The 17693-nt window shown below is 70.9% G+C and carries 14 protein-coding genes; 11 read left to right on the top strand and 3 right to left on the bottom strand.

The window, feature by feature from the left end; all coding sequences use genetic code 11:
* Positions 1-30: 30 nt before the first annotated feature.
* The 3 genes from C7C45_RS06040 to C7C45_RS06030 form a co-directional block, all read right to left on the bottom strand.
* Positions 31-534 carry a shikimate kinase gene (locus C7C45_RS06040; protein WP_110562656.1) on the bottom strand — a complete coding sequence of 168 codons (504 nt, stop codon included), beginning with the start codon at positions 532-534 and terminating at the stop codon, positions 31-33.
* On the bottom strand, positions 534-1712 hold the full coding sequence (gene aroC / locus C7C45_RS06035; RefSeq protein ID WP_110562655.1) for a chorismate synthase: 1179 nt from the start codon (positions 1710-1712) through the stop codon (positions 534-536). Before aroC ends, C7C45_RS06040 begins: the two co-directional genes overlap by 1 nt.
* Before the next feature lie 144 nt (positions 1713-1856).
* Positions 1857-2492 (bottom strand): acyltransferase, encoded by a 636-nt coding sequence (locus tag C7C45_RS06030; protein ID WP_110562665.1) that lies wholly within the window; start codon positions 2490-2492, stop codon positions 1857-1859.
* Positions 2493-2808: 316 nt separating this feature from the next.
* Here C7C45_RS06030 and C7C45_RS06025 point away from each other — a divergent pair, with 316 nt between their 5' ends.
* From C7C45_RS06025 to C7C45_RS35490, 11 genes are all read left to right on the top strand, one after another.
* Positions 2809-3882: a Gfo/Idh/MocA family protein gene (locus C7C45_RS06025; RefSeq protein WP_110562654.1), complete on the top strand. Its 1074-nt coding sequence runs from the start codon at positions 2809-2811 to the stop codon at positions 3880-3882.
* Positions 3879-4877 (top strand): NAD-dependent epimerase/dehydratase family protein, encoded by a 999-nt coding sequence (locus C7C45_RS06020; RefSeq protein ID WP_110562653.1) that lies wholly within the window; start codon positions 3879-3881, stop codon positions 4875-4877. Before C7C45_RS06025 ends, C7C45_RS06020 begins: the two co-directional genes overlap by 4 nt.
* Complete coding sequence (locus C7C45_RS06015) at positions 4874-6022, top strand: DegT/DnrJ/EryC1/StrS family aminotransferase (protein WP_244200257.1); 1149 nt, start codon at positions 4874-4876, stop codon at positions 6020-6022. Before C7C45_RS06020 ends, C7C45_RS06015 begins: the two co-directional genes overlap by 4 nt.
* Positions 6019-6702, top strand: coding sequence for an acetyltransferase (locus C7C45_RS06010; RefSeq protein ID WP_110562652.1), 684 nt, complete (start codon positions 6019-6021; stop codon positions 6700-6702). The genes C7C45_RS06015 and C7C45_RS06010 overlap by 4 nt, the downstream gene beginning before the upstream one ends.
* Positions 6699-7820, top strand: a complete 1122-nt coding sequence (locus C7C45_RS06005) for a DegT/DnrJ/EryC1/StrS family aminotransferase (protein WP_110562651.1) — start codon at positions 6699-6701, stop codon at positions 7818-7820. The genes C7C45_RS06010 and C7C45_RS06005 overlap by 4 nt, the downstream gene beginning before the upstream one ends.
* 74 nt (positions 7821-7894) lie before the next feature.
* Positions 7895-9175: an MFS transporter gene (locus tag C7C45_RS06000; protein ID WP_110562650.1), complete on the top strand. Its 1281-nt coding sequence runs from the start codon at positions 7895-7897 to the stop codon at positions 9173-9175.
* Positions 9172-10209 carry a TolB family protein gene (locus tag C7C45_RS05995; protein ID WP_208641079.1) on the top strand — a complete coding sequence of 346 codons (1038 nt, stop codon included), beginning with the start codon at positions 9172-9174 and terminating at the stop codon, positions 10207-10209. Before C7C45_RS06000 ends, C7C45_RS05995 begins: the two co-directional genes overlap by 4 nt.
* Before the next feature lie 47 nt (positions 10210-10256).
* Complete coding sequence (locus tag C7C45_RS05990; RefSeq protein WP_110562649.1) at positions 10257-11129, top strand: DUF6492 family protein; 873 nt, start codon at positions 10257-10259, stop codon at positions 11127-11129.
* Positions 11130-11346: 217 nt separating this feature from the next.
* Positions 11347-12798 carry an O-antigen ligase family protein gene (locus tag C7C45_RS05985; protein ID WP_167454663.1) on the top strand — a complete coding sequence of 484 codons (1452 nt, stop codon included), beginning with the start codon at positions 11347-11349 and terminating at the stop codon, positions 12796-12798.
* Entirely contained in the window at positions 12798-13607 is an 810-nt protein-coding gene (locus tag C7C45_RS05980; protein ID WP_110562647.1) for a Wzz/FepE/Etk N-terminal domain-containing protein, read from the top strand. The genes C7C45_RS05985 and C7C45_RS05980 overlap by 1 nt, the downstream gene beginning before the upstream one ends.
* 475 nt (positions 13608-14082) lie before the next feature.
* The gene (locus C7C45_RS35490) at positions 14083-17670 is read left to right on the top strand and encodes a DUF4082 domain-containing protein (RefSeq protein ID WP_167454662.1); all 3588 of its coding nucleotides are present in this window, start codon (positions 14083-14085) and stop codon (positions 17668-17670) included.
* Positions 17671-17693 lie beyond the last annotated feature (23 nt).

Here is a 17693-nt window from a genome sequence, read left to right as displayed (position 1 = left end):
CCCACTCACAGATCGGCGCGGCAGGTGGTGTCAGCGGGGTAGCAGGGCGGTTAGCTCGGCGACTACCGCTGCCGGGGTCCGGCCGTCGGTGGTCACCGTCTCGGTGGCGACCTCGTTGTAGAGCGGTCGACGCTGGTCCATCAGGTGCTTCAGAGTGGCCCGCGGATTGATCGCCAGCAGGGGTCGGCCGGCACCGAGCCCGACGCGTTTCACCGCGTCGGGCAACTCGACCGAGAGGTGCACCACCCGGTGACCGATCAGGGCGGCCCGGGTCTCCTCGGCCAGCACCGCGCCGCCACCGAGGGCGAGCACGCCCGTGCCGGAAGCCAGCGCCGCGGCAACCGCGGCCCGCTCCAGGGTACGGAAGTGCTCCTCACCCTCGTCGATGAAGATCTCCGGGATCGGCTTGCCGGCCATCTGCTCGATGTCGATGTCGGTGTCGCGGAACTCCACCCCGAGGGTGGCGGCGAGCGCCCGCCCGACGGTGGTCTTGCCGCAGCCGGGCACGCCGACCAGCACGACGACCGGCGCCATCAGCGGATCACCAGGGCGTCGAGGTAACCGGCCAGGTTGCGGCGGATCTCGGGGATCGAGTCTCCGCCGAACTTCTCGGTGGCCGCCTCGGCGAGCACCAGCGCCACCATCGCCTCGGCGACCACCGCCGCGGCGGGCACCGCACAGACGTCGGAACGCTGGTTGATCGCGGTGGCCGGCTCGCCGGTGGCGACGTCCACGGTGGCCAGCGCCCGGTTCAGCGAGGAGATCGGCTTCATCGCGGCGCGGACCCGCAACGGCTCACCGGTGGTGATGCCACCCTCCAGCCCGCCGGCCCGGTCGGTGACCCGACGGACGCCGGTGGCCGACGCGATGATCTCGTCGTGTGCCTCCGAACCGCGGGAGCGGGCCTGCTGCCAGCCGTCGCCGATCTCCACGCCCTTGATCGCCTGGATGGACATCAGCGCGGTGGCCAGTCGGGCGTCGAGTTTGCGGTCCCACTGCACGTGGCTGCCCAGCCCCGGCGGCACCCCGTACGCCAGCACCTCGACCACTCCGCCGAGGGTGTCGGCGGCCTTCTTCGCGGCGTCGACCTCGGCGACCATCAGGGCGCTGGCCTCCGGGTCGAGGCAGCGCAGCGGGTCGGCGTCGATCCGGGCGGCGTCGGACGGGGTGGGGCGCAGCCCGGGCTTCGCGGCCACCGGGCCCAGCTCGATGACGTGCGAGACGATCTCGATGCCGAGCGCCTGACGGATTAGCGCCTTGGCGACCGTGCCGACGGCGACCCGGGCGGCGGTCTCGCGTGCGCTGGCGCGTTCCAGGATCGGCCGGGCGTCGGTGTGGCCGTACTTCTGCATGCCGGCCAGGTCGGCATGGCCGGGCCGGGGACGGGTCAGCGGGGCGTTGCGGGCCTGCCGGGCCAACTCGTCGGGGTCGACCGGGTCGGCGGCCATCACCGTCTGCCACTTCGGCCACTCGGAGTTGCCGACCCGGATCGCCACCGGGCTGCCCAGGGTGACGCCGTGCCGCAGGCCGCCGAGCACCTCGACCTCGTCCCGCTCGAACGACATCCGGGCACCACGGCCGTAGCCCAGCCGCCGACGGGCCAGCTCGTCGGCGATCTCGGTGGTGGTCACCTCGATACCGGCCGGCACCCCCTCCAACATCGCGACGAGGGCGGGACCGTGCGATTCACCTGCAGTCAACCAGCGCAACACAGCGATCAGTCTGTCACGGCCGGCCACCGCCCGGACACGCTGCCCGCCGTGTCCCGCCCGGTGGACGCCGCCGGCTCGACGGGACTCCCAAGATCAGTTCAGCGCGCCGGGCAGCCCGGTCGGCGCTGACGTCGTCGACCCAGGTCAGCGGTCTCCCCGCACGCACACCTCGGTCAGCACGCCAGCCGACTCCCGGTACTCACCGCCCGTACGCGGACAGACGAACCGGCCGTCGCCCTTGGCGACCAGCGGCTCGCCCGCACGGCCCACCCAGGCCACCCGGCGGGCCGGGACGCCGACCACGAGTGCGAAGTCGGGCACGTCCCTGGTGACGACGGCGCCGGCGGCGACCAACGCCCAACGCCCCACCGTCACGGGCGCCACGCAGACGGCACGAGCTCCGATCGCCGCGCCCTCCCCCACGGTGACCCCGATCGCCGTCCAGTCGTCATCGCCCTTGAGCCGGCCCTCCGGCGTCACCGCCCGCGGGTACTCGTCGTTGGTGAGCACTGCCGCGGGCCCCACGAAGACGCCGTCGCCCAGCACGGCGGGCTCGTAGACCAGACCGTAGTTCTGGACCTTCACGTTGTCGCCGAGGCGTACGCCCGGTCCGACATAGGCGCCGCGGCCGATCACGCAGTCGGACCCGAGGCGGGCGTCCTCCCGCACCTGGGCGAGATGCCAGATCTTCGTGCCGGGCTGGATCGTCGCGCGTACGTCGACATCGGCGCCGGGCGCGACGAACACGTCGTTCCGGTGCGGCTCCACAGAATCGGTCATCTCGTTCCTCGTCGCGAGTTCGGTGCCCATCACTGTAGGAACCCGCGCCGGCTACCGGCTCCCGTTGAGGCGGCCGGTGTCACGCACCCATCGGTTCGAATTGACGCGCCGACAGCCGATACGCCTGGGCCGAAGGTATCGGTTCCCCCGCGGTGGCCCGCCGAAATCCGACACAGCGCTGTCCACGCCGATCGCCGGCCGGTAGCTTCCCGGGGCGGGCCAGGTCAACGGGTGCCAATCCTTGTCCGACACTGCGCTGTGTCGGACGTCGGCTCTTGGTCGCCCCCCACGAACGCCGTAGACGAAACGGATCGCCGTGACTTCTTCACCTGCCGTCTCCGACAAACCCATCGGGATCGCCGTGATCGGCGCCGGCTACTGGGGCCCCAACCTCGTTCGCAACTTCCAGGGATCCACGGCGTTCCGTCTTCGCTGGCTGTGTGACCTCGACGTCGAACGGGCCCGCCGGGTGCTCGGGGACTACTCGACGGTGCAGGTCACCGACGACCTCGACACGGTACTGGCCGATGACGCGGTACAGGCCGTCGCGATCGCCACCCCGGCCGGCACCCACCTGCCGGTGGCACTGGCCGCGCTGCGCGCCGGCAAACACGTGCTGGTGGAGAAGCCGCTCGCCGCCACGTACGACGAGGGACGCCAACTCGTCGAGGAAGCCGACCGGCGCGGGCTCACGCTCATGTGCGACCACACCTACTGCTACACCCCGGCCGTCCTGCGCATCCGCGAGCTGCTGCACGCGGGCGAGCTGGGCGAGCTGCACTACCTCGACTCGGTTCGCATCAATCTTGGCCTCGTCCAACGTGACATCGACGTGATCTGGGACCTGGCGCCGCACGATCTGTCCATCCTGGACTTCGTGCTGCCGCCGGGCGTCGCGCCGGTGGCCGTCGCCGCGCACGGCGTCGACGGCATCGGTGCCGGCCGCAGTTGCGTCGCGTACCTCACGCTTGCGCTCAACAGCGGCGCGATCGCGCACATCCACGTCAACTGGCTCTCCCCCGTCAAGATCCGCACCGCCATCATCGGCGGCTCCAAGCGCACCCTGGTCTGGGACGACCTCAACCCCAGCCAGCGGCTGGCGATCTTCGATCGCGGCGTCGACGTGGCGACACCCGACGAGCTCGGCGCCGAGGAACGCCACGACATGCTGGTGTCCTACCGCTCGGGCGACATGGTGGCGCCGGCACTGACCGAGCGCGAAGCGCTGCGGACCATGGTCGAGGAGTACGCGCGCGCCATCCGCACCGGGTCGCCCGCGCTCACCGACGGCCGATCCGGCCTGCGGGTTCTGCAGATCCTGCAGGCAGCCTCGCACAGTCTCACCAAAGGCGGCGTGATGGTCGATCTGGAAGGAGAGTCCGAACGATGAGTGCTGCGGTTTCGGTCAAGAATGCGCGTGCCCTGGTGACCGGCGGAGCCGGCACGATCGGCTCGCACGTGGTCGACCTGCTCGTGCAAGGTGGTGCCAGCGAGATCGTCGTCCTCGACAACCTCGTGCGCGGCCGGCGGGAGAACCTCAAGTGGGCGCTGCGCGACGATCGGGTGCGCGTGGTGGAGGGCGACATCCGCGATGTCGACCTCGTCCGCGATGTCACCCGGGGCAAGGACCTCGTCTTCCACCTCGCCGCCATCCGGATCACACAGTGCGCCGAGGAGCCCCGGCTGGCCAACGAGGTACTCGTCGACGGCACGTTCAACGTGCTGGAGGCGGCCGCCGCCGAGGGCGTCCGCAAGGTGGTCGCCTCGTCGTCGGCGTCGGTCTACGGCCTGGCCGAGGAGTTCCCCACCAACGAGCGGCACCACCCGTACAACAACGACACCTTCTACGGGGCCGCCAAGGCGTTCAACGAGGCCATGCTGCGCAGCTTCCACGGGATGTACGGGCTGGACTACGTGGCCCTGCGGTACTTCAACGTGTACGGCCAGCGGATGGACGTCCACGGGCTGTACACCGAGGTGCTGATCCGCTGGATGGAGCGCATCGACGCGGGCCTGCCCCCGCTGATCCTCGGCGACGGCACCCAGACGATGGACTTCGTGGACGTGGTCGACATCGCCCGGGCCAACATCCTGGCCGCCGAGTCGGTGCACACCGACGAGGTGTTCAACATCGCCAGCGGGGTCGAGACCAGCCTGGAGGAGCTCGCCCGCACCCTCCTGTCGGTGATGAAGAGCGACCTGTCCCCGGAGTACGGCCCGGCGCGGAAGGTCAACGGGGTCACCCGGCGACTCGCCGACACCTCCGCCGCCGCGCGGGCACTCGGCTTCCGGGCGGAGATCGATCTGCGGGAGGGCCTGCAGGGGTTGGTCGAGTGGTGGCGCGCGGAGCAGCCCGCCGGTGGCGAGTCCCAGGAGGCGCGGTGACCGTCGAGGCGGCACGTCGCATCCCGGTGATGCTCCCCGCGCTCGGCGAGGAGGAGGCACTGGCCGCGGCGGACGCCGTCCGCTCGGGGTGGGTTGCCCAGGGCCCTCGGGTCGCGGCGTTCGAGGCCGCGTTCGCCGCCAGCGTCGGTGCGGCCCACGGCGTCGCCGTCAGCTCCTGCACCACGGCGCTGCACCTCGCGCTCGTCGCGGTCGGGGTGGAGCCCGGTGACGAGGTGATCGTCCCGTCGTTGTCGTTCATCGCCACCGCCAACGCGGTCCGCTACGTCGGCGCGCGGCCGGTCTTCGCCGACGTGGACGTCGCCACCGGCAACGTCACGGTGGCGACGCTCGACGCGGTGCGCACCGCACGCACCAGGGCCGTCATCGCCGTGCACCAGGGCGGTGTGCCGGCCGAGGTGTCCGCGCTGCGGACCGCCGCCGACCACTGGGGCGTCTCGCTGATCGAGGACGCGGCCTGCGCGGCGGGCTCGATGGTGAACGGTGCTCCGGTCGGTGCCGGGGCGTTGCTCGCGGCGTGGTCGTTTCACCCGCGAAAGCTCCTCACCACCGGCGAGGGCGGAATGCTCACCACCGACAACGCGGACTGGGCGGCGCGGCTGCGCCGGCTGCGCGAGCACGGGATGAACGTGTCGGCCGCGGACCGGCACGCGAGCGCGCAACCGATCCTCGAGGCGTACCTGGAGACGGGCTACAACTACCGGATGACCGACGTCCAGGCCGCCATCGGCCTGGTTCAACTCGGCAAGCTCGGGGACATCGTGGCGCAGCGTCGCCGCCTCGCCGCGCGGTACCACGCCTTGCTGGCCGACGTGCCCGGCACGCTCGCGGTCCGCGACCCGGCCCACGGCCGCACCAACTTCCAGACCTTCTGGGTGCTGCTCACCGACGAGTTCGGCGTCGGGCGGGACGAGAGCCTCGCCGCGCTCGCCGCCGCCGGGGTGTCCGCCCGGCGCGGCATCATGGCGTCGCACCTGGAGCCGGCGTACGCGGACGTCGAGCCGGCCCCGCTGCCGGTGACCGAGCGGATCACGCGGGACTCGCTGGTCCTCCCCCTGCACCACGCGCTCACCGAGGACGACCAGGACCACATCGTCGGCACACTTCGTGCGCTGGCCCGCCGATGACCAACGATCTCGTGATCGTCGGCGCCGGAGGAATAGCCCGGGAGACGGCGGCCGCCGTTGCGGCGATCAACGCGGCAGCGCCGACCTGGCGGCTACGTGGCTTCCTCGACGACGACCCGGCCCTGCACGGTGCGACCCGTGCCGGGTTGCCGGTGCTGGGCCCGCTGGACGCGATCGCGGACCTGCCCGACGCCGCCGTGGTGGTCGGCATCGCCAACGCCCGCGATCCTGGCGTCCGCGAGCAGGTGGTGCGGCGGTTGGGCCTGCCGGCAGCGCGGTACGCGACAGTCGTCCACCCGTCGGCCGAGGTGCCCGCCGGCTGCACGGTCGGGCCGGGCTCGGTGCTGCTGGCGCAGGTCGTCCTGACCGCCGACGTCACCCTCGGCGCGCACGTGGCCATCATGCCGCAGACCGTGCTCACCCACGACGACGTCGTCTCCGACCACGTCACGATCGCCTCGGGCGTGCGGATCTCCGGTGCCGTGCGGATCGGGCCGGGCGCCTACCTCGGGGCAGGCGCGCTGATCCGCGAGTCGCTCACCGTCGGCGCGAGGTCGCTCGTCGGCATGGGTTCGGTCGTCCTCAGCGACGTACCCCCCGATGAGGTGTGGGCCGGCAATCCGGCCCGATTCCTCCGCCCTGTCCGTCAGCCAACTCTGCAGGGAGTGCTTCCACGATGACCGCGATTCCGTTGGTGGACCTGCAGGCTGCGCATGCCGAGGTGGCGGAGGAGGTCGCCGTCGGCTTCAAGCGGGTCCTGGCCGACACCGCCTTCGTCGGCGGCCCCGAGGTGGCCGCCTTCGAACGCGAGTACGCGGCGTTCGCCGGGGTGGACCACTGCGTGGGGGTCGCCAACGGCACCGACGCGCTCGAACTGGCGCTGCGCGCCGTCGGCGTCGGACCCGGGGCCGAGGTGATCCTGCCCACGAACACCTTCATCGCCACCGCCGAGGCCGTCGCCCGGACCGGCGCGCGGCCGGTGCTCGTCGACTGCGATCCCGACTCCTACCTGCTCGACGTCGACGCGGCGCTGGCCGCGATCACGCCGGCCACCCGGGCGATCATCCCGGTTCACCTCTACGGCCAACTGGCCCCGGTGGAGCGGCTCCGGGGCGGCCTGGCCGGGCGCGACATCGCCGTCGTCGAGGACGCCGCGCAGTGCCAGGGCGCCACCCGGCACGGACGCGGCGCCGGTGTCGACGGCATCGCCGCGACGAGCTTCTACCCCGGCAAGAACCTGGGAGCCTACGGCGACGCGGGCGCCGTGGTGACCGCCGACGCCGACGTCGCCACCATGGTCCGCACCCTCGGCAGCCACGGCGGCCTGCGGAAGTACGTGCACGACGTCATCGGTGTGAACAGCCGGCTGGACGGTCTCCAGGCGGTCGTGCTCCGGGCCAAGCTGGCCCGGCTGGCCAACTGGAACGCGCTGCGCCGGGCCGCCGCCGCCCGGTACGACGCGCTGCTGGAGTCGGTCGACGTGGTCCGCCCGGTGACCCTGCCGGGCAACGAGCACGTCTGGCACATCTACTGCCTCCGGGTCCCCGGCGACGGCACCCCGGCCCGCCGGGACCGGGTGCTGGCGCGGCTCAACGCGAGCGGCGTCGGGGCGGGGATCCACTACCCCGTGCCGGTGCACCGGACGGGAGCCTTCGCCGGCCTCGGCTACCCGCAGGGTGCGTTCCCGCACGCGGAGCGGATCGCGACCGAGCTGCTCTCGCTGCCGATCTACCCGCAGATCACCGCCGACCAACAGGAGTCCGTCGTCGCCGCGCTGAGGGCGGCACTGGCTGGCTGACCGCCCAGGTCGAGTGCGACCCGGGCGGCGGACGGCAGGCGGTGCGGAGGTGGTGGGCCGGGGATGGAGATGTCGTGTACGTGACGCTGCGGGACCGGCCGGACGACGCCGGTACGAGCCGGGCCCGCCTCGCCGTGCGCCGCGTCTCCGCAACAGTGGTGCTGCTCGGCACGGTCAGCCTCCTCACCGACGTGTCGTCGGAGATGGTGGCGTCGGTCCTGCCGCTCTACCTGACCGCCGTGGTCGGTCTGAGCCCCATCGCGTACGGCTTCCTGGACGGCGTGTACCAGGGCGTCAGCGCGCTGGTACGGATCGCCGGGGGGTATGTCGGCGACCGCGGGCAGCGACCGAAGTGGGTGGCGGTGACCGGGTACGCCGCCTCGGCGCTGAGCCGCCTGGCGATGCTGCCGGCGGCTGGCTTCGCGGCGATAACCGCGGTGGTCACCGTCGACCGGTTGGGCAAGGGGCTGCGCACCGCGCCCCGGGACGCCCTGATCGCCGCGGCGTCGCAACCGGACGTGCTGGGGCGGGCCTTCGGCGTGCACCGGGCACTGGACACCCTCGGCGCCGCCATCGGCCCACTGGTCGCCTTCGCGCTCCTCGCGGCGGTCCCCGGCAGCTACGGCTCGATCTTCGTCGTCTCGTTCGCCTTCGCGGTCGCCGGGGTGGCGGTGCTGGTGCTGCTCGTGCCGGACCTGCCGACCGCGGCCGGCGCGGCCCGAGCCACTCTGCGCGAGGTGTTCTCGGAGATCGCCGGGCGAGGTCTCCGGCGACCGCTGCTGGCCGCCGCCCTGCTGGGCCTGCTGACCATCGGCGACGGCTTCCTCTATCTGCTCCTTCAGGAGCGCGACGACTTCACCGCCCGCTACTTCCCCCTGCTCTACGTGGGCACCAACGTCGCCTACCTGGCGCTGGCCGTACCCCTGGGGCTGCTGGCCGACCGGGTTGGCCGCGGCCGGGTGCTGGTCGCCGGCCACCTGGCGCTGCTGGGCGCCTACCTGCTCGCGGCGCTGCCCAGCAGCGGCGTCGGCGGAACCCTCGCGGTCCTGCTGCTGCTCGGCACCTTCTATGCCGCCACCGACGGCGTCCTGGCGGCGTTGGTGAGCCGCCTCGTGGCGGCCCGGGCCCGGGGTAGCGGAATCGCCGCCGCCCAGACCACTGTGGCACTGGCCCGGTTCGCCGCGTCGGTGCTCTTCGGTCTGTTCTGGAGCATCCAGGGGCCCCGCCCGGCGCTGCTGCTCTTCGCCGCCCTGCTGGCGGTCGCCGTGCCGATCGCCGCCTGGCTGCTGCGTGGCATCGACCGTCCGACCCCGGCGACGCTGCCCGGAACTCGACCCGGTGGAGTGCCGGCATGAGCGGGCGGGTGGGTGGGCTCGGGCCGCGGGCGCGGCTGACGGCACTGGCGGTGGTGCTGCTGGTGGCGTTCCTCGGCGCGGGCGGCTATGTCTGGCAGGCCCGGCAGGAGCTCAGCGCCGTAGGGGCGACGGCGACCGGTGCGCCGACACGCGACGACCTCACCGTGGTGCGCGACGTGCCACACCTCGTCTTCCGGAACACGGCTCTCGGCGCCGACTACGGCCGGGTGGCGATGGTCCCGCTGTCAGCGCCGGCCGGGCCACGCGCGGTGACCGACGCCGCCTGCGAGCGGGTCTACGCGACCCGGGACGAGGCGATCTGCCTCTCGGCCGACCGGGGCCTGCTGACCACGTACCGGGCGCGGTTGCTCGGCCCGGACTGGTCGGTCCGGCGCGACCTACCGCTGGTCGGCACGCCGAGCCGGGCCCGGCTGTCGCCGAACGGGTCGCTGGTGGCGACGACCACGTTCGTCTTCGGGGACTCGTACGCGAATCCGGGGCAGTTCTCCACCCGTACGGTGATCAGCCGGACCTCCGGTGCGGTGCTCGGGGACGTGGAGCGGTTCCCACTCGTCGTCGACGGCGCGGAGGTCACCGCGGTGGACAAGAACCTCTGGGGGGTGACCTTCGCCGACGACGACCGGTTCTACGCGACCGCCGCGTCCGGGGGGAAGACCTGGCTGGTCGAGGGGAGCCTCGCCGCCCGCCGGGTGACCGCGCTGCGGGAGGACGCCGAGTGCCCGTCGCTCTCCCCGGACCGGACCCGGATTGCCTTCAAGAAGCACGGCGACCTGCCGCCCGGCCGCTGGCGCCTCGCCGTCTACGACCTCGCGACCGGCGCCGAGACGCTGCTCGCCGAGACCCGCAGCGTCGACGACCAGGTCGAGTGGCTGGACGACACGAGAATCATCTACGCGCTGCCCCGCGGCGGCGCCGGGACGGCGACCAGCGACATCTGGTCGAGCCCGGCCGACGGCCGGGGCGCCCCCGAGCTACTGGTCTCCGACGCCTGGTCGCCGGCGGTGGTCCGGTGAACACCGAACAGCCGGGCCCACGGCCGGCCGACAAGAGGACTCCTGGCATGTCACGACTGGACATCATCACCCCCAGCTTCGCGCCTGACTTCGACCGCTGCGCCGACCTGCACCGCTCGGTGCTGGCGCACTCGCCGGACGCGATACGCCACCACATCATCGTGCCGCGCGCCGATCTGGCGCTCTTCGGTCAGATGAGCGGGCCGCGCGCGGTGATCCACGACGAGTCGGATTTCCTGCCCCGATCCTTCCGGTCCCTGCCGGGCGGGAAGCTCTCGGTCAACCTCCGCCGCCCGTTCCCGCCGTTGCGCGGCTGGATCCTGCAGCAGATCATCAAGCTCTCGGCCGCGGCGCGATCCGACGCCGACGTCGTCGTGCTGGTCGACTCGGACATCCAGTTCGTCCGGCCGTTCTCCGCCGACACCTTCCGTCGTGACGGGGTGGTCCGCTTCTATCGCAAACCCGACGAGGTCGACGAGCGGCTGCCGCGGCACGTGATCTGGCATCAGGTCGCCCGGTCCCTGCTCGGTGTGCCGGCGGCCGCGCCGCCCTATTCCGACTATGTCTCGTCGTTGTTGGCGTGGGATCCGGCCGTCGTACGGCGGCTGCTGGCCCGGGTGGAGTCGGTGACCGGACGCCGGTGGGCGGACGCGATCGGGGCGAAGCTGCATTTCTCCGAGTGGACGTTGTACGGCGTCTATGTCGATGAGGTTGCCGGGGCGGAAACGAATGTCGACTCCTTCAGCGTCGCGGACACCCTCTGCCATGCCTATTGGGAGGAGACCCCATTGGACGAACGCGCGATGCAGGAGTTTCTCGGCGCGATCCAGGATCGCGACATCGCGGTGATGATCTCCGCAAAGTCCCGTACGCCCACGCCGCTGCGTCGACGGGCACTGGCCGACCTCTCCCTGGCCTGAGCACGGACGACAATGCGATGTGTACGAGAGGTCCGGACAAAAACGACGGCCCGACGCGGTGGTCGACCCCGGCCGTCCGGCGCGCTGACCGGTGAAACAGGACGATTCCGCGGGTCACCCCAGAGCGGTACGCTCGGGCCAGCCCTCCACTGAAAGATCCCGATTCAAGGGCAGGAACGAGAGCATGGTGCGGCGATTCAACGGATCGACGACAACCATGACCGGTGACGCCAGGCACGTCAACGGCGGCCGGGTTTCCGGAGGGAGACTCGCCGAGACCCGCCGGGTGGTACGACCGCAGGGGTCCCGCCAGGCCGCCTTCATGCTGCAACTGTTCATCCTCAGCGCCTTCATCTTCCCGTCGGACACGGTGATCCGGATCGTCGGCGCACAGGGTTATCTGGCCAGCCTCGTATCCCTCGTCCTCTTCCTGGCCTGGGCGGTGACGGCGCTGCTCGGCCTGCACGATCCGGTCCACACCCGCTATCCCGTCCGCGGTGCGCTGGCGGTGCTGTGGATCTGCGCGCTGCTCTCCTACGCCGCCATGCCGCTGTTCACGCCGGACGAGACCCAGCGGCTCAGCGCCGACCGTTGGATGCTCCTGCTCGTCGGCATGTCCGGGGTGATCCTGGTGACCGCCGAGCACCTGCGCAGCCCCGCCGACCTGTTGCGAGTCATTCGGACCGTGGTGTGGGGTGGCGCGTTCTCCGGTGTCGTGGCCACCCTCCAGTTCTGGTTCCTGTGGGACCTCAAGCCGTGGCTGCGCCTGGCGTTGCCGGGGTTCGAGGCCGGCGACGCGTACGGCTCGTTCCAGGGCCGCGACGCGCTCGTCCGGGTCACCGGGACGACGATCCATCCGATCGAACTGGGCGTGGTCGCCGGCATGCTCCTGCCGTTGGCGATCTGGCTGGGCATCCACGACCGGGAACGCCCGCCCGCGCGGCGGTGGCTGCCGGTGGGACTGATCGGCATGTGCATACCGATGTCCGTCTCCCGGTCGGCGATCCTGGCTGTCGGCGTCGCGGTGGCGACGTTCGTCATCTGCCTGCCCGCCAGGCAACGGGTCTGGCTGCTCGCCTTCTCGCCGATCGCCGTCGTCGGCATCTTCGCCACCACACCGGGCTACCTGCGCACGATCATCGGCTCCATCACCATGGGCGCGGAGGATGCCTCGATCACCAACCGGCTGGACAACTATCCCCGGGTGGTCGCGCTCGTCCAGCAGGCCCCGTGGCTGGGCCGGGGCGGTGGCACGTTCCTGCCGGAGGACGCCACCCGGATCCTGGACAACCAGTACCTGAAGACCGCCATCGAGATGGGCGTCCTCGGCCTGGCCGCGCTCCTGCTGTACTTCCTGGTCCCCGCCATCACGGCACTGCAGACGCGGGCCCGGACGACCGATCCTGAGTTGCGTTCGCTGTGCGGGGCGCTCGCCGGCGCCTGCCTCGCCGCGGCGGTCGGGGCGTACACGTTCGACGCGTTCTCGTTCGCGCAGTTCGCCTCGGTCCACGCCGTTGTCCTCGGGCTCTGCGCCACCTGCTGGCTGGCCGTCCAGCGGTGGCCCGCGCAAACCCGGATCTTCCCCGTGTCGGCGCAGGCTGCGGCTCTGCGGCCAGCAGAGCCGGCACCGGCCGCCCGCCCGTCTCCTGCCGCAAGAATTGAGCCCTGATGGATCTCCTGGCCCTGTTCACGACCGTGCGACGCCACAAGCTGATCGTGCTGGCGGTGCTGGCAGTGCTGATCGCCGGGAACGCGTTCGTCGCCTTCGGGATAGCGCCGCGGTACGAGTCGCAGGCGCAGTGGGTGCTGATCGCCCCGCCGCCCCAGCCGAGTGACGCCGCGATCGCCCGGGATCCGGCGCTCCTCAAGGTCAACGCCAACAATCCGTACCTGCGCCTGCCCAACCCGTCCGTGGTGGTCGACGTCCTGGCCCAGCGGGTGTCGGGCGGCCTGGTCCGGCAGGGGTTGATCAGCCAGGGGGCCGACCAGGACTACACGATCAGCTCGACCAACGCGATCGGCTCGGGCCTGGTCATCAACATCGTCGGCACGGGCAGCTCACCCGATGCGGCCGCGAAGACGCTCGACCTGGTGTCCAAGAGCATGGAAAAAGAGCTGTACGACATGCAGAAGGTCGACGGCGCGGACGACAAGTACCTGTTCCAGGCACTGCCGATCAACCCGCCGACGGATCCGACGCGCAAGGTCACCGGGACCATCCGGTCGATGATCGCGGTGTCGGCCGCCTGCCTGGTGCTGCTCTTCGGCATGATCTCCGTCGCCGAGGCGGTCGGCCCGCGCCGGACGAAGCAGGTGGTGCCGTTCGACGATCCGGACGCTCCGCGAGACGCGACCGAGCCGACGAGGACACCCGTCGCACCGCAGCGGGCCAACGCCTCCGATCTCACCATCGTCCTACCGCGCGTGAAGGGCGCCGAGCAGCAGGGTCCGGCGAGCCAGAGGCAAGCGCGGGACTAACCGCCGGCGGTGACCGTCGGTCACCTCCGTCAGGGCGGATGCGGTAGTGAGCGGTATACCGCAGAGTCATATTCATACCTCTCCGGTATACCGCTCAACAGCACATCGACATGGCAGGCAGCCACAGCGGATGGCGAGCGTCCTTCGCTGTCAGCCATCCGACCGAGCGTGCCTGATCGGGTGGCCGTGGGCGACCGCCCGGTGTTACAGCCAGTGTGGACGGCCGTTGGCAAGAGGTGAGGGGTTCTCTACTTTTCAATATTGAGCCGCCCGGCAGGCGCCGTGACGTCTCGTAGCGAGAGGTTGGTGCCCGATGGCGATGCGCCCTGTCACGACTGGGATATCTGGCACAGCCTGCGGTTCACCTCGTCGGCTGCGACCCGGTGTCGCGTTCCTCGCCGTCGTCGGCGTCGTCCTCGCCGGAGCGGTCGCCGGCCCGACGGGGGCCGCTGCCGCCAGCTGCAGTCCGAATCCCGTGGTCTGCGAGAACGCCCAGCTGGGTCAACCAGCCACGGAGTGGGACATCGACGGTTTCGGCGACTGGACGATCCAGGGTTTCGCCACCGACATCAGCGTGAACCGGGGCCAGCGGATCGACTTCAAGATCGACACTGCGGCGACCGCGTACACCATCGAGATCTACCGCCTCGGATGGTACGGGGGCGCCGGCGCCCGGCGGATCACGCCGGTGACACCGTCCGCGACACTGCCGCAGCACCAACCAGAAGAATGCATCACCAACCACGAGACCCAGATGTTCGACTGTGGCAACTGGCGGGTGTCCGCCTCGTGGCAGGTCCCGGCGGACTCCGTCTCCGGCGTGTACGTCGCACGGTTGAAGCGCACCGACATCGACACCGGCAGCGCCAGTCACATCACGTTCGTGGTGCGGGACGACAGCAGCACCTCAAGCCTCCTCTTCAAGACCTCCGATGCCACCTGGCACGCCTACAACACCTACGGCGGCGGGAACTTCTACGAGGCACTGCAGAACGGTCGGGCCTTCGAGGTCAGCTACAACCGGCCGTTCTCCACCCGAGGCAGCAGCAACGGTCGTGACTTCCTGTTCAGCAACGAGTACCCCATGATCCGTTTCCTGGAGCGCAACGGGTACGACGTCAGCTACACCACCGACATCGACACCGACCGACGGGGCAGCCTCATCCGCAACCACGACGTGTTCCTGTCCGTCGGGCACGACGAGTACTGGTCCGGCCCGGAGCGCAGCAACGTCGAGGCGGCCCGCGACGCCGGCGTGAACCTGGCCTTCTTCAGCGGCAACGAGGTCTACTGGCGGACGCGGCTCGCGCCCAGCGTGGACGGCGCCAACACCCCGCACCGCACGCTCGTCTGCTACAAGGAGACCTGGGCCAACGCCGACATCGACCCGTCCACCGAATGGACCGGCACCTGGCGAGATCCGCGGTTCATCCAGCCCGGCAACGGCGCGGGGCAGCCGGAGAACGCGCTGACCGGCACCGCCTACATGAGCAACAACACCGATCTCGCGCTGCAGGTGCCGGAACAGCAGGGTAAGTTTCGGCTGTGGCGGTACACCGGCCTCGCCACTCTCGGGTCGGGGCAGACGGCGACGCTCGCCCCGCACACGGTCGGCTACGAGTCCGACGAGGACGTGGACAACGGTTTCCGGCCGGCCGGCCTCATCCGGCTCTCCACCACGACCGGATCGACGCCTGAATACCTGCGCGACTTCGGCAACACGGTCACCCCGGGTACCACCACCCACCACCTCACGATGTACCGCGCGGCCAGCGGAGCTCTGGTCTTCGGCGCCGGGACCGTCCAGTGGGCGTGGGGTCTGGACCCGGTCCACGACGGCACCACCTCGGCGGCCGACACCCGAATGCAGCAGGCCACCGTCAACCTCTTCGCCGACATGGGGGTTCAGCCGGCGACGCTGATGCCGGGCCTCCAGCCGACGTCGGCGTCCACCGACACGCAGGCTCCGACGGTCACCATCACCGCACCGGCGAACGGTTCGAGGGTCACGAACGGCTCCCTGGTGACCGTGCGGGGCACCGCCGCCGACCTCGGCGGCGGCCGGGTCGCGGGCGTCGAGGTGTCGACCGACGGCGGCGCCACCTGGCACGCCGCCGACGGCACCACGTCCTGGTCGTACAGCTTCCACTCCGGCGGCGCCGGCACTCAGGTGGTCCGGGTCCGGGCGATCGACGACAGCGTCAACATGCCGGCGACGCCGTCCACGATCACCCTGAAACTGGCCGGGCCCAGCACCCTCTTCGGATCCCGGGTGCCGGACAACCCGGCGGTCAACGACAGTTCGCCCGTCGAGTTGGGCGTGCGGTTCACCTCGCAGGACGACGGCTACGTCACCGGAGTCCGCTTCTACAAGGGCGCGGCCAACACGGGTACGCACACCGGAAGCCTCTGGACGAGCAGCGGCACCCGACTGGCCACCGGAACGTTCGTCGGGGAGACCAGCGCCGGCTGGCAGACACTGGCCTTCGCCAGCCCCGTGCCGATCACCCACGGCACGCAGTACGTCGCGTCCTACACCGCCCCCAACGGCGGCTACGCCGCCGACCCACTGGCGTTCAGCGGCCGGGACGTGAACTCCGCGCCGCTGATCGCACCCCGATCCGTTCCGTCGCGCGGCAACGGCGTCTTCGCCTACGGCAGTGGCTTCCCGACGTTGACCTACAACGACGTCAACTACTGGGTGGACGTCACGTTCATCGACAGCGCGGCCGGCCCGCCGAGCCCGGTGGCGACCGCACCGACGGCGAACGCCACCACGGTGCCGATCACGGTACGTCCGTCCGTGATCTTCTCGAAGCCGTTGAACCCGACGTCCATCCAGTTCACCCTCAAGAACCAGGCGGGCGTGCCGGTCGTCGGCACGGTCGGATACGACGACGCGACCAAGACGGTGACCTTCACCCCGTCGGCCTCCCTGGCCACCGCGACCACCTACACCGCCACGGTGACCGTGACCGACAACCAGGGCAACCCGGGTGACGAGCCCACCGTCTGGTCCTTCACCACCGACGCGTACGCGGCCATCTACACGATGTTCGCGCCGAACGCGACGCCCCAGTCGGCGGCGGACAGCGACCCCAGCGCCGTGGAGCTGGGCGTGAAGTTCGTCCCGACGACCGACGGTCGGATCGTCGGGGTGCGCTTCTACCAGGGCCCCGGCAACAGCGGTACGCACACCGGCAGCCTGTGGACCGCCTCCGGCACACTGCTGGCCCGCGCCACGTTCTCCGGTGAGTCGGGCTCAGGTTGGCAGAGCGTACGGTTCGACAGCCCGATCGCGGTGAACGCCGGCACGACGTACGTCGCGTCGTACTTCGCGCCCAACGGCCGCTACGCCTCGACGTCGAGCTTCTTCGCGACGCTCCGGACCAACGGACCGCTCAGCGCGCCAGCGACGACCGCCAACGGTGTCTACAACTACGGCAGGCACGCCTTCCCGCAGAGCTCGTACCAGTCCACCAACTACTGGGTCGACCCGCTCTTCGTGCCGGACTCGGCACCAGATCCGGACCCGACACCGACGCCGACGCCGACACCGACGTCCAGCCCCACCCCGACTCCCCCGCTGGGATCGCCGGTCAGCCTGTTCGGCGACACCGACACACCGCAGCATCCGAACTGGAACGACCCGAACTCGATCGAGGTCGGCACGCGGTTCACCGCGGACGTCAACGGTTCGGTGACGGGGGTGCGATTCTTCAAGGGGCCGGACAACAACGGACTGCACACCGGCACGCTGTGGACCTCCGGCGGGGACCTGTTGGCGACGGCGTCATTCACGAACGAGACCGGATCCGGATGGCAGGTCGCCACATTTTCGCAACCAGTCAGCATTACGGCGGGCACCACGTACGTCGTCTCCTACTGGACCTCGGTCGGGCAGTACGCGGTCAGTCTGAACGCCTTCGCGGGCCAGGGAATTGATCGAGGACCACTGCACATAGCGGCCGGCGGCGCCGGCTTCCGCTACGGCGGTGGCTTCCCCGATTCGGCCGTCTCGCACAACTTCTGGGTGGACGTCGTATTCCGGCCGAACACCTGAGGCAGTCAACTACCGGACACCAG

This window comes from Micromonospora arborensis, assembly GCF_003205615.1.
In the GTDB taxonomy this organism is placed as follows: Bacteria; Actinomycetota; Actinomycetes; order Mycobacteriales; family Micromonosporaceae; genus Micromonospora; species Micromonospora arborensis.
This window is presented reverse-complemented; position numbering and strand designations above follow the sequence as displayed.

Excerpts from the sequence above, each read along its gene's own strand:
- C7C45_RS06040 (WP_110562656.1), bottom strand. The coding sequence starts at position 534 with ATGGCGCCGGTCGTCGTGCTGGTCGGCGTGCCCGGCTGCGGCAAGACC.
- C7C45_RS06030 (WP_110562665.1), bottom strand. The coding sequence starts at position 2,492 with ATGACCGATTCTGTGGAGCCGCACCGGAACGACGTGTTCGTCGCGCCC.
- C7C45_RS06020 (WP_110562653.1), top strand. The coding sequence starts at position 3,879 with ATGAGTGCTGCGGTTTCGGTCAAGAATGCGCGTGCCCTGGTGACCGGC.
- C7C45_RS06010 (WP_110562652.1), top strand. The coding sequence starts at position 6,019 with ATGACCAACGATCTCGTGATCGTCGGCGCCGGAGGAATAGCCCGGGAG.
- C7C45_RS06005 (WP_110562651.1), top strand. The coding sequence starts at position 6,699 with ATGACCGCGATTCCGTTGGTGGACCTGCAGGCTGCGCATGCCGAGGTG.
- C7C45_RS05995 (WP_208641079.1), top strand. The coding sequence starts at position 9,172 with ATGAGCGGGCGGGTGGGTGGGCTCGGGCCGCGGGCGCGGCTGACGGCA.
- C7C45_RS05990 (WP_110562649.1), top strand. The coding sequence starts at position 10,257 with ATGTCACGACTGGACATCATCACCCCCAGCTTCGCGCCTGACTTCGAC.
- C7C45_RS05985 (WP_167454663.1), top strand. The coding sequence starts at position 11,347 with ATGACCGGTGACGCCAGGCACGTCAACGGCGGCCGGGTTTCCGGAGGG.
- C7C45_RS05980 (WP_110562647.1), top strand. The coding sequence starts at position 12,798 with ATGGATCTCCTGGCCCTGTTCACGACCGTGCGACGCCACAAGCTGATC.